This window comes from Arthrobacter sp. PM3, assembly GCF_003352915.1.
GTDB lineage: Bacteria > Actinomycetota > Actinomycetes > Actinomycetales > Micrococcaceae > Arthrobacter.
In genome coordinates this window covers 2,204,343-2,220,291 of record NZ_CP022314.1, presented here as the reverse complement: position 1 = coordinate 2,220,291, position 15,949 = coordinate 2,204,343, and the positions used below count along the sequence as shown (strand labels likewise).

Annotated in this window: 17 protein-coding genes and 1 tRNA gene; 7 read left to right on the top strand and 11 right to left on the bottom strand. The window is 68.2% G+C overall.

Features of this window, described 5'->3' with window-relative positions; translation table 11 throughout:
* Positions 1 to 46: 46 nt before the first annotated feature.
* From cysS to CFN17_RS10230, 5 genes are all read right to left on the bottom strand, one after another.
* On the bottom strand, positions 47 to 1,495 hold the full coding sequence (cysS, locus tag CFN17_RS10250; RefSeq protein ID WP_208747627.1) for a cysteine--tRNA ligase: 1,449 nt from the start codon (positions 1,493 to 1,495) through the stop codon (positions 47 to 49).
* Positions 1,496 to 1,558: 63 nt separating this feature from the next.
* The gene (locus CFN17_RS10245; protein WP_208747626.1) at positions 1,559 to 1,915 is read right to left on the bottom strand and encodes a hypothetical protein; all 357 of its coding nucleotides are present in this window, start codon (positions 1,913 to 1,915) and stop codon (positions 1,559 to 1,561) included.
* Positions 1,916 to 2,017: 102 nt separating this feature from the next.
* Positions 2,018 to 2,518, bottom strand: a complete 501-nt coding sequence (gene ispF, locus CFN17_RS10240; RefSeq protein WP_395924765.1) for a 2-C-methyl-D-erythritol 2,4-cyclodiphosphate synthase — start codon at positions 2,516 to 2,518, stop codon at positions 2,018 to 2,020.
* Positions 2,519 to 2,520: 2 nt separating this feature from the next.
* Positions 2,521 to 3,354 (bottom strand): 2-C-methyl-D-erythritol 4-phosphate cytidylyltransferase, encoded by an 834-nt coding sequence (locus CFN17_RS10235; RefSeq protein WP_208747624.1) that lies wholly within the window; start codon positions 3,352 to 3,354, stop codon positions 2,521 to 2,523.
* 124 nt (positions 3,355 to 3,478) lie between these two features.
* Positions 3,479 to 3,961, bottom strand: coding sequence for a CarD family transcriptional regulator (locus tag CFN17_RS10230; RefSeq protein ID WP_026266570.1), 483 nt, complete (start codon positions 3,959 to 3,961; stop codon positions 3,479 to 3,481).
* Between the two features lie 326 nt (positions 3,962 to 4,287).
* Between CFN17_RS10230 and CFN17_RS10225 the strand changes: the two genes are divergently transcribed.
* Positions 4,288 to 4,857 (top strand): hypothetical protein, encoded by a 570-nt coding sequence (locus CFN17_RS10225; RefSeq protein WP_208751429.1) that lies wholly within the window; start codon positions 4,288 to 4,290, stop codon positions 4,855 to 4,857.
* Between the two features lie 124 nt (positions 4,858 to 4,981).
* Here the strand turns inward: CFN17_RS10225 and CFN17_RS10220 are convergent, their stop codons facing one another.
* Positions 4,982 to 5,662 (bottom strand): response regulator transcription factor, encoded by a 681-nt coding sequence (locus CFN17_RS10220; RefSeq protein WP_208747623.1) that lies wholly within the window; start codon positions 5,660 to 5,662, stop codon positions 4,982 to 4,984.
* Entirely contained in the window at positions 5,659 to 6,885 is a 1,227-nt protein-coding gene (locus CFN17_RS10215) for a cell wall metabolism sensor histidine kinase WalK (protein ID WP_208751428.1), read from the bottom strand. The genes CFN17_RS10220 and CFN17_RS10215 overlap by 4 nt, the downstream gene beginning before the upstream one ends.
* A 207-nt stretch (positions 6,886 to 7,092) precedes the next feature.
* On the opposite strand from CFN17_RS10215, the gene phoU reads away from it, so the two are divergent.
* Positions 7,093 to 7,755: a phosphate signaling complex protein PhoU gene (gene phoU / locus CFN17_RS10210; protein ID WP_208747622.1), complete on the top strand. Its 663-nt coding sequence runs from the start codon at positions 7,093 to 7,095 to the stop codon at positions 7,753 to 7,755.
* A 138-nt stretch (positions 7,756 to 7,893) separates the two neighbouring features.
* Here phoU and CFN17_RS10205 read toward each other — a convergent pair whose 3' ends face one another.
* The gene (locus CFN17_RS10205; RefSeq protein WP_208747621.1) at positions 7,894 to 8,640 is read right to left on the bottom strand and encodes a phosphoglyceromutase; all 747 of its coding nucleotides are present in this window, start codon (positions 8,638 to 8,640) and stop codon (positions 7,894 to 7,896) included.
* 63 nt (positions 8,641 to 8,703) lie between these two features.
* A complete protein-coding gene (locus CFN17_RS10200) occupies positions 8,704 to 9,549 on the bottom strand; it encodes an aldo/keto reductase (RefSeq protein ID WP_208747620.1) in 846 nt (281 codons plus the stop codon).
* A 74-nt stretch (positions 9,550 to 9,623) separates the two neighbouring features.
* On the opposite strand from CFN17_RS10200, the gene CFN17_RS10195 reads away from it, so the two are divergent.
* Positions 9,624 to 10,451, top strand: coding sequence for a class I SAM-dependent methyltransferase (locus CFN17_RS10195; protein WP_208747619.1), 828 nt, complete (start codon positions 9,624 to 9,626; stop codon positions 10,449 to 10,451).
* A gap of 70 nt (positions 10,452 to 10,521) precedes the next feature.
* Here the strand turns inward: CFN17_RS10195 and CFN17_RS10190 are convergent, their stop codons facing one another.
* Together CFN17_RS10190 and CFN17_RS10185 are read right to left on the bottom strand one after the other, a co-directional pair.
* Positions 10,522 to 10,881 carry a DUF2516 family protein gene (locus CFN17_RS10190; protein WP_208747618.1) on the bottom strand — a complete coding sequence of 120 codons (360 nt, stop codon included), beginning with the start codon at positions 10,879 to 10,881 and terminating at the stop codon, positions 10,522 to 10,524.
* Positions 10,882 to 10,890: 9 nt separating this feature from the next.
* Entirely contained in the window at positions 10,891 to 12,087 is a 1,197-nt protein-coding gene (locus CFN17_RS10185) for a PLP-dependent aspartate aminotransferase family protein (protein WP_208747617.1), read from the bottom strand.
* 165 nt (positions 12,088 to 12,252) lie between these two features.
* Between CFN17_RS10185 and tmk the strand changes: the two genes are divergently transcribed.
* The 4 genes from tmk (at position 12,253) to CFN17_RS10165 (ending at position 15,903) form a co-directional block, all read left to right on the top strand.
* Positions 12,253 to 12,945, top strand: coding sequence for a dTMP kinase (tmk, locus tag CFN17_RS10180; protein ID WP_261792144.1), 693 nt, complete (start codon positions 12,253 to 12,255; stop codon positions 12,943 to 12,945).
* Complete coding sequence (locus CFN17_RS10175; protein ID WP_208747616.1) at positions 12,942 to 14,084, top strand: DNA polymerase III subunit delta'; 1,143 nt, start codon at positions 12,942 to 12,944, stop codon at positions 14,082 to 14,084. The genes tmk and CFN17_RS10175 overlap by 4 nt, the downstream gene beginning before the upstream one ends.
* Positions 14,085 to 14,142: 58 nt before the next feature.
* Entirely contained in the window at positions 14,143 to 15,729 is a 1,587-nt protein-coding gene (locus CFN17_RS10170; RefSeq protein WP_208747615.1) for an alpha/beta hydrolase, read from the top strand.
* Between the two features lie 101 nt (positions 15,730 to 15,830).
* Positions 15,831 to 15,903, top strand: a tRNA-Thr gene (locus CFN17_RS10165).
* The last annotated feature ends 46 nt before the right edge of the window (positions 15,904 to 15,949 follow it).

The window sequence follows — 15,949 nt, the reverse complement described above, 5'->3', positions numbered from 1 at the left end:
GACTCGAGTTAAATCCTCGGCCGCAGGGGACGGCGGCGACGGCGCCTCAGCCGCGTTTGAGGCTCCAGCTCGCTCCGTCCGCGCCGTCCTCAACGGTGACGCCGGCGGCGGCCAGGGTGTCCCGGATGGCGTCGGACGCGGCCCAGTCCTTGGCGGCGCGGGCACGGGCCCGGGCTTCCAGCTGCGCTTCGACGAGGACGCCGAGGGCGGTGTGGGCGTGGTCGTCCGCGGCGGGCTTGGCCGCGGCGTTCAGGCCCAGGACGTCCAGCATGGCGGTGACGCCGGCAAGTGCCTGCCCGGCGGCTTCGAGGTCCCCGGCGGTGAGGGCGGTGTTGCCGGTCCGGACGGTGTCGTGCAGCGCGGCGAGGGCCTGCGGGACGTTGAGGTCGTCGTCCATGGCGGCCGCGAACGCATCCGGCACGGTGCCGTTGCCCGGACCGTCGCCGGGCCCGGGCAGGACGCGGGCGGCGCGGTTGAGGAAGCCGTCAATCCGTTCGACGGCGGCGGCGGCCTCCTGCAGCGAGGTCGGCTGGTAGTCCAGCACCGAGCGGTACTGCGCCTGGCCGAGGTAGTAGCGGACAACGCGGGGCGGGGCGAGTTCGAGCATCTCGGCCGGGCTGACGGTGTTGCCGATGGACTTGGACATCTTCTCCCCGGCGTAGGTGACCATGCCGTTGTGCATCCAGAAGTTGGCGAAGCCGTGCCCCGCCGCCTGGGACTGCGCCATCTCGTTCTCGTGGTGCGGGAAGCGCAGGTCCAGGCCGCCGCCGTGGATATCGAACTCGGTGCCGAGGTACTTGGTGACCATTGCGGAGCATTCAAGGTGCCAGCCCGGGCGGCCGGCGCCCCACGGGGAGGGCCAGCTCGCCGTCGTCGGCTCCCCGTCCTTGTGGCCCTTCCACAGCGCGAAGTCGCGGGGGTCCTTCTTGCCGCGCGGGTCAGCGTCCGGGGCACCCTGCATGTCGTCGATTTTCTGGCGCGTGAGCGAGCCGTACTTGTCCCACGAGCGCACGTCGAAGTAGACGTCGCCGGAATCATCGAGGGCCGGGTATGCGTGGCCGCGGTCGATCAGCTGCTGGATGAGAGCATGCATTTCCGGGATGTGCCCGGTGGCGCGGGGCTCATAGGTGGGGCGGGAGACGCCCAGGGTGTCGTAGGCCTTGAGGAATTCCTGCTCGTACCGGTAGGCCAGCGCCCACCATTCCTCGTTGCGGACGGCACCGGGCTCGTCCTCGAAGTCGGGTCCGAAGGAATCCGCCGACTTGGCAAGGATCTTGTCATCGATGTCCGTGACGTTGCGGACCACGGTCACGCGGTAGTCCCGGTACTGCAGCCAGCGGGTCAGCTGGTCAAAGGCGATGGCGGAGCGAATGTGCCCCACATGCGGCATGCCCTGCACGGTGGCTCCGCAGTAGTACAGGCTCACGTGGCCAGGTACCAAAGGGACGAAGTCGCGGACTTCGGCGGATGCTGTGTCGTAAAAGCGCAGGGTCACCGCTCCAGATTAGCCGATGACGCTTCCCCGGCTCACCGGCTGCCCGGGACCGGGCCGGGCCGCCTACTTGCAGTACTGCCCGATCTTGTTGATCTGCTCCGTGAGCTGGGCGGTCTGCTGGTCCGTCTTGGTTCCGGTGGGGCTCTCGGAGACCTGCTTCATGATCTCGGCCATCTGCTGGATGGGGGCGCCCACCTCCGGCGCCACCTTGTCCGCGACCTCCTGGTAGTGCTGGCCGATCTGCGCGGCCTGTTCCTTCGCGCTCCCGGAGGGCACGAACGTATCCGTGTTCAGGAACTTGCAGCTGTCCTCGACGCTCAGTTTCGGCGCGGCGCTGGGGCTGGCGGGCGCCGTCGTGCCGGCGCAGCCGGTCAGCATGGTTCCGGCCACAAGGACGACGGCGGTCAGCAGCTTCTTCACGGCAGGTCTCCTGGCGGTTCGGAACAAGGTGTCACAGCGGTCTTCCCCTCAAGGGTAGGGGACGGAGGCCCTCTGTTTCACCTGCAGGTTTGCCGGCGGTGGTTAACCGGCCCGATAGACAAGCGCCGTCGCCACGGCGGAAATCCCCTCGCCGCGGCCCGTGAACCCGAGTCCGTCGCTCGTGGTGGCCGTGACACTGACCGGCGCACCGGCCGCCTCGCTGAGGACACGCTGGGATTCCTCCCGCCGCGGACCGAACTTGGGCCGGTTGGCCACGAACTGCACGGCAATGTTGCCGATCTCAAACCCCTCGGCGCGGACAATCCGGGCGGCCTCGGCCAGTAAGGTCACTCCGGACGCCCCGGCGTATTCGGGGCGGTCGGTGCCGAAGTGTGTCCCGAGGTCCCCGATCCCGCAGGCGGAGAAGAGCGCGTCCGCGGCGGCGTGGGCGACGGGGTCTCCGTCCGAGTGCCCGGACAGCCCCCGCTCCCCCTCCCAGAAGAGGCCGCCGAGCCACAGCGGCTGCGGCTGGTCGGCGGCGGCGAAGGCATGGACATCGATCCCGATACCCGTCCTGGGAATGACCGGCGGATAGGCGGACATGCTCATCCCTCCACCCAGCGCGCGCCGAGGGGGCCCTCGAGCAGTCCTTCGGCCAGGATGAGGTCCAGGGGCGTGGTGATCTTCAGCGACTGGCTGGCGCCGCGCACGGCGTGGACCGGAACGCCGAGGAGTTCCACGAGCATCGCGTCGTCCGTGACGAGGGCCGCCTGGGCGGCGTCGAAGTCCGCGGCCGCCTCCTGGGCCCGCGTCAGCGTCTCAAGGGCAAAGCCCTGGGGTGTCTGGACGGCCCGGAGCGACTCCCGGTGTGCCGTACCGGTGACGAGCTCAGGCGCCACGGCGGCGCCGTCGCCGGTGGTCGCTTCGACTGTCTTGACGGTGTCGACCACCGGAATCACCGGAATCACGGCCGAGGCGCCGGCACGAAGCGCCGCGGCCACCCGGTGGAAGACGGCTTCCGGCGCCAGCGCCCGGGCGGCATCGTGGACCAGCACCGCTTCAGTGCCGGGCAGGAGCGCGGCGATCGCGGCGCGGACAGAATCGGCGCGGCTCGCGCCGCCGTCGACAACTGTGACGACCGGCACCTGGACGCCGTGGCCGGGGGCCGCGATACGGCGATGACCTGCCTCCAGCTCCCGGGTGAAGGCCTCGCACAGTGCCTGCAGCTCGGAGTCACCCGGCGGGAGGGCAATGCAGATCTGCTGCGCAATCCCGGCAGCCGCCACGCCCCGCAAAGCGTGGGTGAGGATGCTGTCCCCGCCCAGCGGAACTTTGGCCTTCGGCATGCCGTAGCCCAGGCGCTGGCCGGAGCCGGCGGCCACTACGATCACAGCGGTGGCGGGACCGGACGGTGACGTATGTGTCGGTTCAGTGTCCATGCGCACAAGACTACGTCCCCCGGGCCTCCCCACGGGGTGAGGGCAAGAAGAAACCCCGGCGGCGTGACGCGCCACCGGGGTTCGATTCTCATCCGTGCCGGCCCCTGGGTGGGCCGGTCTTGTGTCAGGAAGCCAAGACCTCGTCGAGAACGCTGGCAGCCTTCTCTTCGTCCGTCTTTTCAGCCAGTGCCAGTTCCGAAATGAGGATCTGGCGGGCCTTGGCCAGCATGCGCTTCTCTCCGGCGGAGAGTCCCCGGTCGTGATCACGGCGCCACAGGTCACGGACGACCTCCGCCACCTTGATGACGTCACCGGAAGCAAGCTTTTCCAGGTTTGCCTTGTAACGACGCGACCAGTTGGTAGGCTCTTCAGTGAACTCGGCCCGCAGCACGTCGAATACGTGCTCCAAGCCTTCCTTGCCCACTACGTCCCGCACCCCAACCAGGTCAACGTTTTCTGCTGGAACTTCAATGGTCAGATCACCCTGAGCCACCTTGAGCTTGAGATACATCTTCTCTTCGCCCTTGACGGTGCGCATCTTGATTTCTTCAATTTTCGCTGCACCGTGGTGAGGGTAAACTACTGTCTCGCCGACCTCAAAAACCATGTGGACATTCCCCTTTCCCGCAGACCAGTTTATCACGATTAAGGCATACAACTGGCATCGAAAGGTGCCCGGAACCGCATGAATCCGGGGAAAATGGCCTTAATCGACCCCCTCAACCCCCTTGACGGATGCAGATAATAGTGCCTTCGGCGCTAACTGCCAAGAGGTTTCGTGCCCCTCCGGGCGGCCTCCGGGCAGCCCGGGGGCCGCCCTTCCACGCGCGTATGTGTAGGCCCCGAATCCTTGTTTGGGACCGATTGCGGATAGGCTATGGCTGAATAATGTTTCAAGACTCTCAAGGAGTGCGTGACGTGCGTTTCACTGCGATGAACCGGGGCCAGCGCGGCAAGCTGGCAATGGCAACGGCTGCCCTTGCCATCGGCCTGCTGTCCCTGACCGGCTGCGGCTACATCAACGCCCAGCAGACCACGGAGCAGTACTCGTCGTCGGACGGAACCCGCACGGACCTCGGCCCGCTGCAGCTGCGCAACGTCATCATCGTCTCCGACGGCGAGGGCAAGCCCGGCCGCGTCATCGGCGCCGTGTACAACACCTCGTCCAATGACGTGATCCTGACCATCAAGGGTGCCGAAGGCTCCCAGACCCAGGTACCGGTCAAGAAAAACTCCTACACCATGCTCAACGGCTCCTCCGACGCGGCGATCCTGAGCGCCACCGGCGCCAAGCCGGGCGCCCTCGCCGAGGTAACCATCTCCGAGAACGGCACCAACAAGGAGGCCAAGTTCACCGTTCCCGTCCTGGACGGCACGCTGGTGGACTACAAGAACTTCCTCCCGACGCCGGAGCCCACCCCCAGCGGCACGGCCACGGCCACCGAGACGGGCACTCCGACGGAAACGGCCACGCCGACGCCGAGCAGCACCGCCGGCCACTAGCAGCCGCGGCCGGGTCCACGGCAAGAAAGCAAGAAGGAGGGGCACCCGCGGGTGCCCCTCCTTTTGCATGCCTGTCTGCCCTCGTCCGGCCGGATCCGGCTCCCCTGGAGGGTTCCCCGGCGTCTTACGGCTCGAACTTGTAGCCCAGGCCGCGGACGGTGATCAGGTACCGCGGCGCGGAGGCATCCGGCTCGATCTTGCTGCGCAGCCGTTTCACGTGGACGTCGAGGGTCTTTGTGTCGCCCACGTAGTCGGAGCCCCAGACCCTGTCGATCAGCTGGCCGCGGGTCAGGACCCGGCCGGAGTTCCGCAGCAGCATTTCCAGCAGCTCGAATTCCTTGAGCGGCAGGGCGATCTGCTCGCCCCCCACGCTGACCACGTGGCGTTCGATGTCCATCCGGACCGGACCGGCCTGCACCGTGCTGGAGACCAGTTCCTCGGGTTCGCTCTGGCGCCGCAGCACGGCCCGGACCCGGGCCACGAGCTCCCGTGAGGAGTACGGCTTGGTGACGTAGTCGTCGGCGCCCAGCTCCAGCCCCACCACCTTGTCGATTTCCGAGTCCTTGGCCGTCAGCATGATCACGGGCACGCCGGAGCGCTGCCGGAGCTGGCGGCACACTTCCGTGCCCGACTGGCCGGGAAGCTGCAGGTCCAGGAGCACCAGGTCGGCGCCGTTGCGGTCGAATTCGGTGATGGCGTCGATCCCGTTGTCCACCACCTCGACTTCGAAGCCTTCCTTGCCCAAAAGATAGGACAGGGGGTCGCTGAAGGACTCCTCGTCCTCCACAATAAGAATCCTGCTCAAGCGGTAGCTCCTTGCTCATGGACGCCGGCGGCGTCACGTCGTTGCGGTCTGGTGTCCTGGCTGGAAGGCTGGCCCTTGGCCGGTTCGCCGGCCTCGGCGTCGTCCTGGCCTTCCATCTCGGGAAGTCGAATGGTGAACGTGGAACCCTGGCCAGGCTGGGACCAGAGGGTCACCTCGCCGCCATGGTTGGAAATGACATGCTTGACGATGCTCAGGCCCAGTCCCGTGCCGCCGGTCTGCCGGGACCGGGCGGCATCCACCCGGTAGAAGCGCTCGAAGACGCGCTCCTGGTCCTCCGGGCTGAGCCCCTCGCCCTGGTCCGTCACCGACACCGCCACGAGCCCGTCCTTGGCCCGGATGCCGATGCCTACTTTGGTGTTCTCGGGCGAGTAGCGGATGGCGTTGTCGATCAGGTTGCGCAGCGCCGTGACGAGCAGGTCCTGGTCGCCGTAGACCTTGGCCTCGGCGTGCCCGCCGACCACCAGTTGGATGTTCTTGCTCTCGGCAGGCAACAGGGAGCGGTCCACGGCCTCGCTGACCACCGTGTTGATGTCCACCGGCCGGCCCTGCTGCGCGACGTTGGCGCCCTGCAGCCGGGAGAGCTCGATGATGTCCTGGACCAGGGCGGCCAGCCTTGTCGATTCCTTGTGCATGCGCTTGGCGAACCGTTTGACGGCGTCGGGGTCGTCAGCCGAGGATTCGAGGGCCTCCGCCAGGAGCGAGATGGCCCCCACCGGCGTCTTCAGTTCGTGGGAAACGTTCGCGACAAAGTCGTTGCGGACTTCCTCGGTGCGGGTGAATTCGGTGCGGTCATCGGCGAGCAGGAGGATGTATTCATCGCCGATCACGGCGGCCCGGACCTGTACGACGATCGTGCCCTGGCCGAGCGGGCCGCGCGGGAGCTCGAACTGCTTTTCCAGGATGACGCCGTCGCGCCGCACCTTGGCGGTCATGTCCAGTAGCTGCTGGTGCACCACGGTATGCCCCCGGACCAGGCCGTAGGCGTACGCTGCGGGGCTGGCGCGGACCACGCCGTCGATCGCGTCCACCACGACGAACGCGCGGCCCAGGACGGCGAGGACCTCCGCGGCGCCCTTGGGCAGTGAGGGGTCTTCGACGTCGACGTCGACGATGTGGCGCTGCTGCTCACTGACCCTGAATGCGAGGACGCCGAACATGCCAAACGAGAGGCCGATCAGGCCGGCAATCACGCCGATGAGCATTGGATCCACGGCTCCAGCTTATGCTCTGCCGCCCGCCCGGAACCGAAATATCCTGCTATTCCGGCGCCGGTTCAGCTAACGTTCACCTATTGGCGCGTAACAGTTCACCGGACACTGAAAGAGTTGACAGTTGGAGCGCCGGTAGGTGAACCGAAATAGGCCTGCCGCGTCAATGGCAGGCAATATTTCCGAGGAAAGGACGCACACGTGCGTAAGGTTTTTCAGGAGGAGCTCGCCCAGGTTAGGGAACAGCTCGTCGAGATGTCATCGCTGGTCACGGAGGCCATCGACAAGGCCACGACGGCGTTCCAGGGCGCCGATATCGACCTCGCCGAGGACGTGATTGCCGCCGATGCCCGGATCGACTTCCTGCAGAACAGCCTCGACGAGCACGCCATCGACATCCTGGCCCTCCAGGGCCCGGTGGCGAGCGACCTGCGCATGCTCGTAGGGTCGCTCCGGATGAGCGCCTCCCTGGAACGGATGGGGGACCTGGCCCGCCACCTGGCGCAGCTCGCCCGGCTGCGCTACCCCGCGTCCGTGATCCCGGAGCAGCTGCGGGAGACGTTCAAGAGCTTCGCGGAGCAGGACCTGCTGATCGCCCGGAAGCTCACGGACCTGCTGGCCACCCGCGACCTCGAAGTGGCCCGGGAAATCATGAAGGCCAACAGCGCCGTGAACGACCTCCACCTGAGCGTCTTCAAGGCCATCGCGCGCAGCGACTGGCAGGAGTCCCCGGCCACGACGGTCGACGTCGCCCTGGCCAGCCGCTACTTCGAGCGTTTTGCCGACCACGGCGTCTCGGTGGCGCAGAAGGTCACTTACCTGGTGACCGGTGCCTGGCAGCCGAACAGCATCGAGCACGCCTAGCGCGTTCGCCCTAACGCCTCGGCGCGGACTTCCGCGGAGACGACGACGGCGTCCGGTCACCTTGGGGGTGGCCGGACGCCGTCGTTTGTTGTTTGGTGCTGTTTTAGCGCTGTGATTCCACGGCCGCGGTGGGGCCGCTTACTTCTTGCCCTGGTTGGCGACCGCCTTGATGGACTCTGCAGCGGCCTCGGGGTCGAGGTAGGTCCCGCCCGGGTTCACCGGGTTGAAGTCCTCGTCCAGTTCGTAGACCAGCGGGATGCCGGTGGGGATGTTCAGGCCGGCGATGTCTTCGTCGCTGATGCCGTCCAGGTGCTTGACCAGGGCGCGCAGCGAGTTGCCGTGGGCGGTGACCAGGACGGTCTTGCCCGCCCGGAGATCCTCCTTGATGTCCGATTCCCAGTACGGCAGCAGGCGGATGAGGACATCCTTCAGGCACTCGGTGCGCGGGATGGCGTCGCCGAGGTCCGCGTAGCGCGGATCGCCGAACTGGGAGAACTCGGAATCGTCGGCCAGGGGCGGCGGCGGGGTGTCGTAGGACCGGCGCCACAGCATGAACTGTTCCTCACCGAATTCGGCGAGGGTCTGGGCCTTGTCCTTGCCCTGCAGCGCACCGTAGTGGCGCTCGTTCAGGCGCCAGTCGCGCTTGACATCGATCCAGCCGCGGTCGGCCTTGTCCAGGGCGAGGTTGGCGGTGTTGATGGCCCGCTTCAGCCTGGAGGTGTAGAGGATGTCGGGGAGGATGTTGTTCTCCACGAGGAGCTCGCCGCCGCGAACCGCCTCAGCGCGGCCCTGGTCGTTCAGGTCGACGTCCACCCAGCCGGTGAACAGGTTCTTGGCGTTCCATTCGCTGTGGCCGTGGCGCAGCAGAATCAGCTTGTAGGTCATGGTTTTCATCCTAGCCGAGCGTCCGCGGGCCGTGCCGAGAGTTACATCACGCCGCCGGCCGGGCTACATCTGGCTGTGCGCGGCGACGGCGGGATCGGCGCCGATGCGGGCCCCGGACTCCAGTGCCGTGACCTCCGCCAGTTCGGCGGGGGTGAGCGTGAGCGCCGCGGCGCCCAGGTTTTCCCGCATGCGCAGGCTTCGGGAGGACTTCGGGATGACGATCGTGCCCTGGGCCAGATGCCAGGCGAGCACGATCTGGGCGGGGGTCGCACCGTGCCGGGCGGCCAGGGACTGCACGGCGGCGGCGTCGAGGTCGGCGCCCTGGCCCAGCGGGCTGTAGGCTTCCACGGCGATGCCCAGTGCGCGGCTCTTGGCCGTGAGCTCCTGCTGCTGGAAGGTCGGGTGGATTTCGATCTGGTTGACCGCCGGAACGACCTCCGCGGCTTCCAGAAGCGTGTCCAAGTGGCCGGAGAGGAAGTTGGAGACGCCGATGGCGCGGACTTCCCCGCCGGCGTACAGCTTTTCCATGGCCTTCCAGGCCTCGGTGAAGAGCCCCTGCGAGGGAACCGGCCAGTGGATCAGGTACAGGTCCAGGTAGTCGACGCCGAGGGCCGTGCGGCTGTTCCGGAACGCGTCGAGGGCGGTGCCCTGTTCGCCGTTGCGCAGCTTGGTGGTGATGAAAATGTCCTCGCGCGGAATCCCGGAAGCGGCGATGGCGGCGCCGACGCCGGCCTCGTTCCGGTACGCGGCGGCGGTGTCGATGTGCCGGTAACCGGCCGCCAAGGCGTCCTCCACGATGCGCTGGGTCTGTTCCTCGGGGACCTGGAAGACGCCGAAGCCCAGCTGGGGAATCGTCACGCCGTTGTTCAAGGTCACGTCGGGGATGTTGTTCTCACGGAGTTCAGGCATCGGTTCTTCCTTGCGATGGGGTTTGGTGTCAGGCTACCCCGGGGTGGCCCGTCCCGGAGGGATAGGCTGGCTGTGTGGTGCAGAAGGCGGAGCGGGTAGTGGCGAAAGGTGGTGTCCGCGGGGGCAAGCCCGTGGGCAACGTGACCCGGGGAACCACGAACCCCAACCGGATGCGCCGCGTGGACCGCTGGCTGACCGGGCCGCAGGCGTGGCGGTTGCGTGCCGCGGCGGATCCCCTCGCCGTCGACCTCGGCTACGGCGCGTCACCGGCCACCGCCGTTGAACTCTTCGAGCGCCTCGCCGCGGTCCGCGCGGACGTGCGCGTGGTCGGGATCGAGATTGAACCTGAGCGGGTCCGGCAGGCCAAGGCGCTGGAACGGCCGGGCCTGGGCTTCCAGCTCGGCGGCTTCGAACTGCCCGTCGCTGGCAGCCCGGTGCTGGTCCGGGCATTCAACGTGCTGCGGCAATATGAGGAAGCCGACGTGCCGGGCATCTGGCGGCTGGTGCAGGACCGGCTCGCGCCGGGTGGACTGTTCATCGACGGCACGTGCGATGAGATCGGCCGGCGCGCCGCGTGGGTGGCTCTCGACGCCGGGGGGCCGCTGAGCCTGAGCGTGTCCATGCGGTTCGGTGCGTTCACGCTGCCCTCCGACGTCGCTGAACGCCTGCCCAAGGCCCTGATCCACCGGAATGTGCCCGGCGAGAAAATCCACGCCTACCTGCAGGCGATGGACAGGGCCTGGCTGGAGGCGGCACCGTTGGCCTCGTTCGGCAACCGGCAGCGCTGGTCCGCGATGTGCCGGATGCTGCTCGACGCCGGCTGGCCCGTCCAGGACGGCCCGTCACGCTGGCGGCTGGGCGAGGTGACGGTCGGCTGGGACGCCGTCGCGCCCGGACCCTAAGCGCCCGGTGGGTGGGCCCACGCCGGCAGGGTTCCCTCAGCGAGCCTGCGAGCTTAGGGGGCCGGTGGGGTCACCAGGGCCCGTAGGGGCCCATGTTGCGGTTCCCGCCGCGGCCGGCGTCCTTGACCGCGGGACGGACATCGGCCAGGTAGACGGACGCGGCCGTCACGGCGGCCAGCCCGAAAATACCGAGCGAGCTGGCGCCGCTGCCGCTGCCGAGCTGCGCGAGCAGGGAGAACAGGCCCACGGCGAACGCGCCGCCGGTCAGGGCAAGCCAGAAGGTTTTGGTCCGCTTGGAGACGGCCTCGAACGCGTTGGCCTTGTGCCGGAGGCAGTCGAAAAACGCCCAGGTCTCCAAGGAAAAGGCCACGACGGCCAGGACCAGGTAGACCCCGGATTCGACAAAGTAAATGAGCATGCGTCCGTCCACTCCCCCAGCCTAGCCGCCCAGAGCCTCCAATGCCTGCTCCAAATCGGCCCAAAGGTCTTCGACGTTCTCGATTCCCACGCTCATCCGGACCAGGTTGTCCGGGACGCTCTCCGGCTCGGCCGTGTGCCGGCGCCGGCGTTCGATCAGGGACTCCACCCCGCCCAGGGACGTGGCGGGCAGCCAGAGGTGCAGGGCGCGGACCAGGCGGTCGGCGGCCTCGGCGCCGCCGCAGCTTCCCGTGCCGCCGGTCACCGGGGCCACCTCGATGCACAGGATGGACCCGAAACCCTTCATCTGGGCCTTGGCGCGCTCGTGGCCGGGATCCGAGGGCAGGCCGGGGAAGCGGATGCCGGCCACCCGGGGATGCCCGCTCAGCCGCTCGGCCAGGACCTGCGCCGATGCCTGCGACCGTTCGATCCGCAGCGCCAGGGTGCGGAGCCCGCGCAGGGCCAGCCACGCCTCGAACGGACCGGCGATCCCGCCGTGGATGGTGCGGTGGTGCAGCAGCGCGGCACGGAGACCGGCGTCGGAGGTCACGAGCGCACCCAGCACGACGTCGGAATGGCCGGAGAGGTACTTGGTCACCGAATGCAGGACGACGTCGGAGCCCAGGCTCAGGGGCTGCTGCACCAGCGGCGTGGAGAAGGTGTTGTCCGTGACGACGATCGCGCCGGCCTCGTGCGCCGCGGCGGTCAGGGCGCGCATGTCCGCGATGCCGAGCATGGGGTTGGTGGGGCTCTCCAGCCACAGCATGCTGGCGGGCCGGCCGCCGGCCGGGGCAATCGCGGCCAGGACGGCGTCGGTGTCGGCGATGTCCACCGTCCGCAGTTCGAGGAACCCCTTCTCGGCGAGTTCGGTGGCCATGGTGACCGATCCCGCGTAGCTGTGCGAGGGCATGACGAGCACGCCCTGGGCAGGCACCAGGGACAGGGCCGAGCTGACGGCGGCGAGCCCCGAGGCGTAGAGCAGGCCCGGCAGTTCCGCGCCTTCCAGCTGGGCCAGCGCCTCCTCGAAGGGGTCCCAGGTCGGGTTGGAGTACCTGCTGTAGCCGCGGTCGCCGTCGCCGAGGGGTCCGGTGCCGAAGTAGGTGGAGGACAGCACCAGCGGTGGGTTGACGGGTTCGTCGCGGTTGCGTGGCGGGCGGCCCGCGGCCACGACCAGGGATTCCGGCGAAAGCCTCGCGGCCAGATCTTCAGAAAGACTCATGCGGACAGCGTACGTGGGTGCCCCGCGGGGCGGCGAAGCCGTTACGCCGGACACGATCGCAAACCCGCCGCACTGCCGCAGCGCGTCCCGCTGTGCGTCGTGCTACGCGCCCTCCCGATGGTCTGCGCCGACTGGAATGTCGGTGATTGTCGGTAGTCTAGAACCGTGACTACCCAGAGCCCCGGAGCGTCCCCTCAACCGTTGCGCAGGCCGCTGCCCGGACTGTTCATTGCCTTTGAAGGCGGCGACGGTGCCGGCAAGTCCACCCAGGCGGCGGAACTCGCCAGGGCCCTGGAATCGCGCGGCTTGACCGTCCTGCGGACCCGGGAACCGGGCGGCACGCCGATCGGCGAGAAGCTGCGCTCCCTGGTGCTCGATCACGGCCACGGCCACATCGATGCCCACACGGAAGCCCTGATCTTCGCCGCGTCCCGCGCCGCGCACGCCAGCCAGGTCATCCGCCCCGCCCTGGACCGCGGCGAGATCGTCCTCACCGACCGTTACATTGATTCGTCGGTGGCGTACCAGGGCGCCGGCCGCGGCCTCGGGACGAACGCGGTCCGGGACATCAACGCGTGGGCAACCTCGGGGCTGGAGCCAGACCTCACGGTGCTGCTCGACGTCGACCCCGCGGTCGGCCGGCAGCGGCGCACCGCGGGTGAGGCCGCCGAAGACCGGCTCGAGTCCGAGGCCGACGAATTCCACGCCAGGATTCGGGCCGCCTTCCTGGAACTGGCCGCGGCCCGCCCGGAGTCGTACCTGGTGCTGCCCGCCCGCCTGCCCGTCGCCGAACTCTCCGCCCGGATCCTCGAACGCGTCGAATCCCTGCTGGCCGTTCCCCAAAGCAGCACGGCATGACCGTCTGGGACGACCTCCAGGGCCAGGACGCCGTCGTGGCACAGCTCCGCCAGGCTGCGCAGGGCGAGGGGCTGACCCATGCGTGGCTTTTCACCGGGCCGCCGGGCTCGGGCCGGTCCAATGCCGCCAAGGCTTTCGCGGCGGCGCTGAACTGTGACCAGGAGGACGTCAGTCTGCGCGGCTGCGGCGAATGCCCGGCCTGCCTGACCATCCTCGGCGAAACCCATTCCGACGTCGCGTTCGTCCGCACCGAAAAGGTCACCATCACCATCGACGAGGCGCGCGAACTTGTCGCCACCGCCGGGAACCGGCCGGCGTCGGGCCGGTGGCGGATCATCGTGGTGGAGGACGCGGACCGGATGGCCGAGCGCACCACCAACGTCCTGCTCAAGGCCATCGAGGAGCCCACGCCACGCACCGTCTGGATGCTCTGCGCGCCTTCCCCCGCCGATGTCCTCGTGACCATCCGCTCCCGCTGCCGCCCCGTCGCGCTGCGGCTCCCGCCCGCGGCCGACGTCGCGGCCCTGCTGGTCAAGCGCGACGGCGTGGACCCGGCGGTCGCCGAGCGTGCCGCCCGGGCGGCGCAGAGCCACGTCGGGATTGCCCGCCGCCTCGCCCGTGATCCGGAGGCCCGGGAGCGCCGGCTGGAAACGGTCCGTTTCCCACTGGCGCTGCGGGGCGTCACGGCGGCAGTCATGATGGCCGAGAAGCTGGTCAAGATCGCCACCGACGAGGCCACCAGTTCCAATGAGGAGCGCGACGCCGCCGAGAAGGCGGCGCTGCTGGCCACCCTCGGGGCGCCGGAGACAGGCACGCTGCCGCCGGCCATGCGGGGACAGGTCAAACAGCTTGAAGACGACCAGAAACGCCGTGCCAAGCGCTCCGTCACCGATTCCCTGGACCGGACCCTGACGGACCTTCTGTCGTTCTACCGGGACGTCCTGATCATCCAGATGGGGAACGCCGTCGAGCTCGTCAACGTTGAACTTCGAGGTGAGCTCGTGGAGTTCGCCGCGCGTTCCACCGCCGACGTGACCCTCGCCCGGATGGACGCCATCAACAAAGCCCGCAAACGGATCACCACCACCAACGTTGCTCCGCTACTGGCCATCGAGTCCATGGCGTCAAGCCTGATTTGACGGCCCCGGCCGCCGCACCGACACCAACGCCACCGTTCCGATCCCCAAGGAGAACCGCATGAAGCCTGCTCGACCCCGGTCCGCGAGATCCCGATCCCTGGCGGTCGGCATGCGGGCCTCCGGCGCCCTGGCCATGGCGCTGACGCTGGCCTCATGCAGCCTGTTCGGCGGGGGCGGCGGCACCGGCTCGGGCGCCGCCTCGTCCGGCGCGGCCGCGGGACAGCCGGACCCCTCGATCGTCGCCGCGGCGCCCGCGGAACTGCGCGACTACTACTCCCAGCAGCTGGACTGGAAACCGTGCGAGGGGAGTTTCCAGTGCGCCACGGTCAAAGTCCCGCTCGACTACAGCAAGCCTGACGGCGACCGCATCGAGCTGGCCGCCATCAAGCTCGCGACGCACGGCAACAAGAAGGGCACCCTGCTGGTCAACCCGGGCGGTCCGGGCGGCTCCGGCTACGACTTCGTCCGGGACGCGGCCAACACCAACATCTCGGAGAAGGTCCGGTCCGCCTACGACATCGTGGGCTTCGACCCGCGCGGCGTGAAGCGCTCCGCCCCGGTCACCTGCCTCACGGACAAGGAACGTGACGAGTTCCGCGCCAAGACCTACGCCCTGGACACTGACGCCGGACTGGACGCAGCCCTGGCCGACAACAAGGCCATCGCCGCCAAGTGCGTCGAGAAGACCGGCCCGGTCCTGGCCCACATCGACACCGTCAGCGCCGCCAAGGACCTCGACATCCTGCGCGGCGTGGTCAACGACGCGAAGCTGAACTATCTCGGCTACTCGTATGGGACCCTCCTGGGCTCCACCTACGCGTCGCTGTTCCCGGACAATGTCGGCCGGCTGGTCCTTGACGGCGCCATGGACCCGTCGCGAAGCAACGAGGAACTGACCCGCGACCAGGCTGCTGCCTTCGACAAGGCCCTCCACGCCTATGTCGCCAAGTGCCTGCAGAGCAGCGGATGCCCGCTCACGGGAAGCACCGAGGATGGTGTCCAGCAGATCACCAATGCCATCGCTGCCGCGGAGGCCAATCCGTTGCCGGCGAGGGACGGGCGGAAGGTCTCGGGGTCGACCTTCGTCAGCGGCCTCATCATCCCGCTGTACAACAACGACAACTGGCCCATCCTCACCCGGGCCCTCGCGCAGGCCCTGGCCGGCGACGGCACAGGCATGCTCCAGCTGGCCGACTTCGGCGCCGACCGGGAACCCAACGGCACGTACAGTTCGAACAGTTCCTTCGCCTTCAACGCCATCAACTGCCTGGACTACCCGATGGTGTCCGACACCGCCGCCATGCGGGCCGAGGACCAGAAGCTGCGCCAGGTGTCGCCCACGTTTGGCTACTATTTCGCCTACGGCGGCAGCAACTGCAAGGACTGGCCGTACAAGAACGTCCGGACCCCTGCCCCGGTGGAGTACAAGGGATCGGCCCCGATCGTTGTGGTGGGAACCACCGGCGATCCGGCTACTCCCCTGCAATGGGCCAGCGCCCTGCGCAAGCAGCTGGGCAACGCCTCGCTGCTGACGTGGAAGGGCGAGGGCCACACGGCCTATGGCCGCTCCAACAGCTGCATCGGCAACGCCGTGGACAACTACCTGGTGGACGGCAAAGCGCCGGCGGACAACACCGTCTGCTAGGGCAGGTTGGGCGCCGGACGCTCATTTTGACCCGGACGCCGGGACTCTATTACAGTTGTCTCTTGCATGATCCGCCCGGTTCACCGGACTTTCATGTGGTTGCTTCCTTAGCTCAGTCGGTAGAGCGTCTCACTCGTAATGAGAAGGTCATCAGTTCGATTCTGATAGGAAGCTCGGGAAGAACCCCGTATTTCCGCTGATTCAGCGGTGATACGGGGTT

Excerpts from the sequence above, each read along its gene's own strand:
- CFN17_RS10205 (WP_208747621.1), bottom strand. The coding sequence starts at position 8,640 with ATGACCTACAAGCTGATTCTGCTGCGCCACGGCCACAGCGAATGGAAC.
- CFN17_RS10215 (WP_208751428.1), bottom strand. The coding sequence starts at position 6,885 with ATGCTCATCGGCGTGATTGCCGGCCTGATCGGCCTCTCGTTTGGCATG.
- CFN17_RS10235 (WP_208747624.1), bottom strand. The coding sequence starts at position 3,354 with ATGGACACTGAACCGACACATACGTCACCGTCCGGTCCCGCCACCGCT.
- CFN17_RS10185 (WP_208747617.1), bottom strand. The coding sequence starts at position 12,087 with ATGAGTCTTTCTGAAGATCTGGCCGCGAGGCTTTCGCCGGAATCCCTG.
- CFN17_RS10200 (WP_208747620.1), bottom strand. The coding sequence starts at position 9,549 with ATGCCTGAACTCCGTGAGAACAACATCCCCGACGTGACCTTGAACAAC.
- CFN17_RS10175 (WP_208747616.1), top strand. The coding sequence starts at position 12,942 with ATGACCGTCTGGGACGACCTCCAGGGCCAGGACGCCGTCGTGGCACAG.
- CFN17_RS10170 (WP_208747615.1), top strand. The coding sequence starts at position 14,143 with ATGAAGCCTGCTCGACCCCGGTCCGCGAGATCCCGATCCCTGGCGGTC.
- CFN17_RS10225 (WP_208751429.1), top strand. The coding sequence starts at position 4,288 with ATGAACCGGGGCCAGCGCGGCAAGCTGGCAATGGCAACGGCTGCCCTT.
- CFN17_RS10230 (WP_026266570.1), bottom strand. The coding sequence starts at position 3,961 with ATGGTTTTTGAGGTCGGCGAGACAGTAGTTTACCCTCACCACGGTGCA.
- ispF (WP_395924765.1), bottom strand. The coding sequence starts at position 2,518 with ATGTCCGCCTATCCGCCGGTCATTCCCAGGACGGGTATCGGGATCGAT.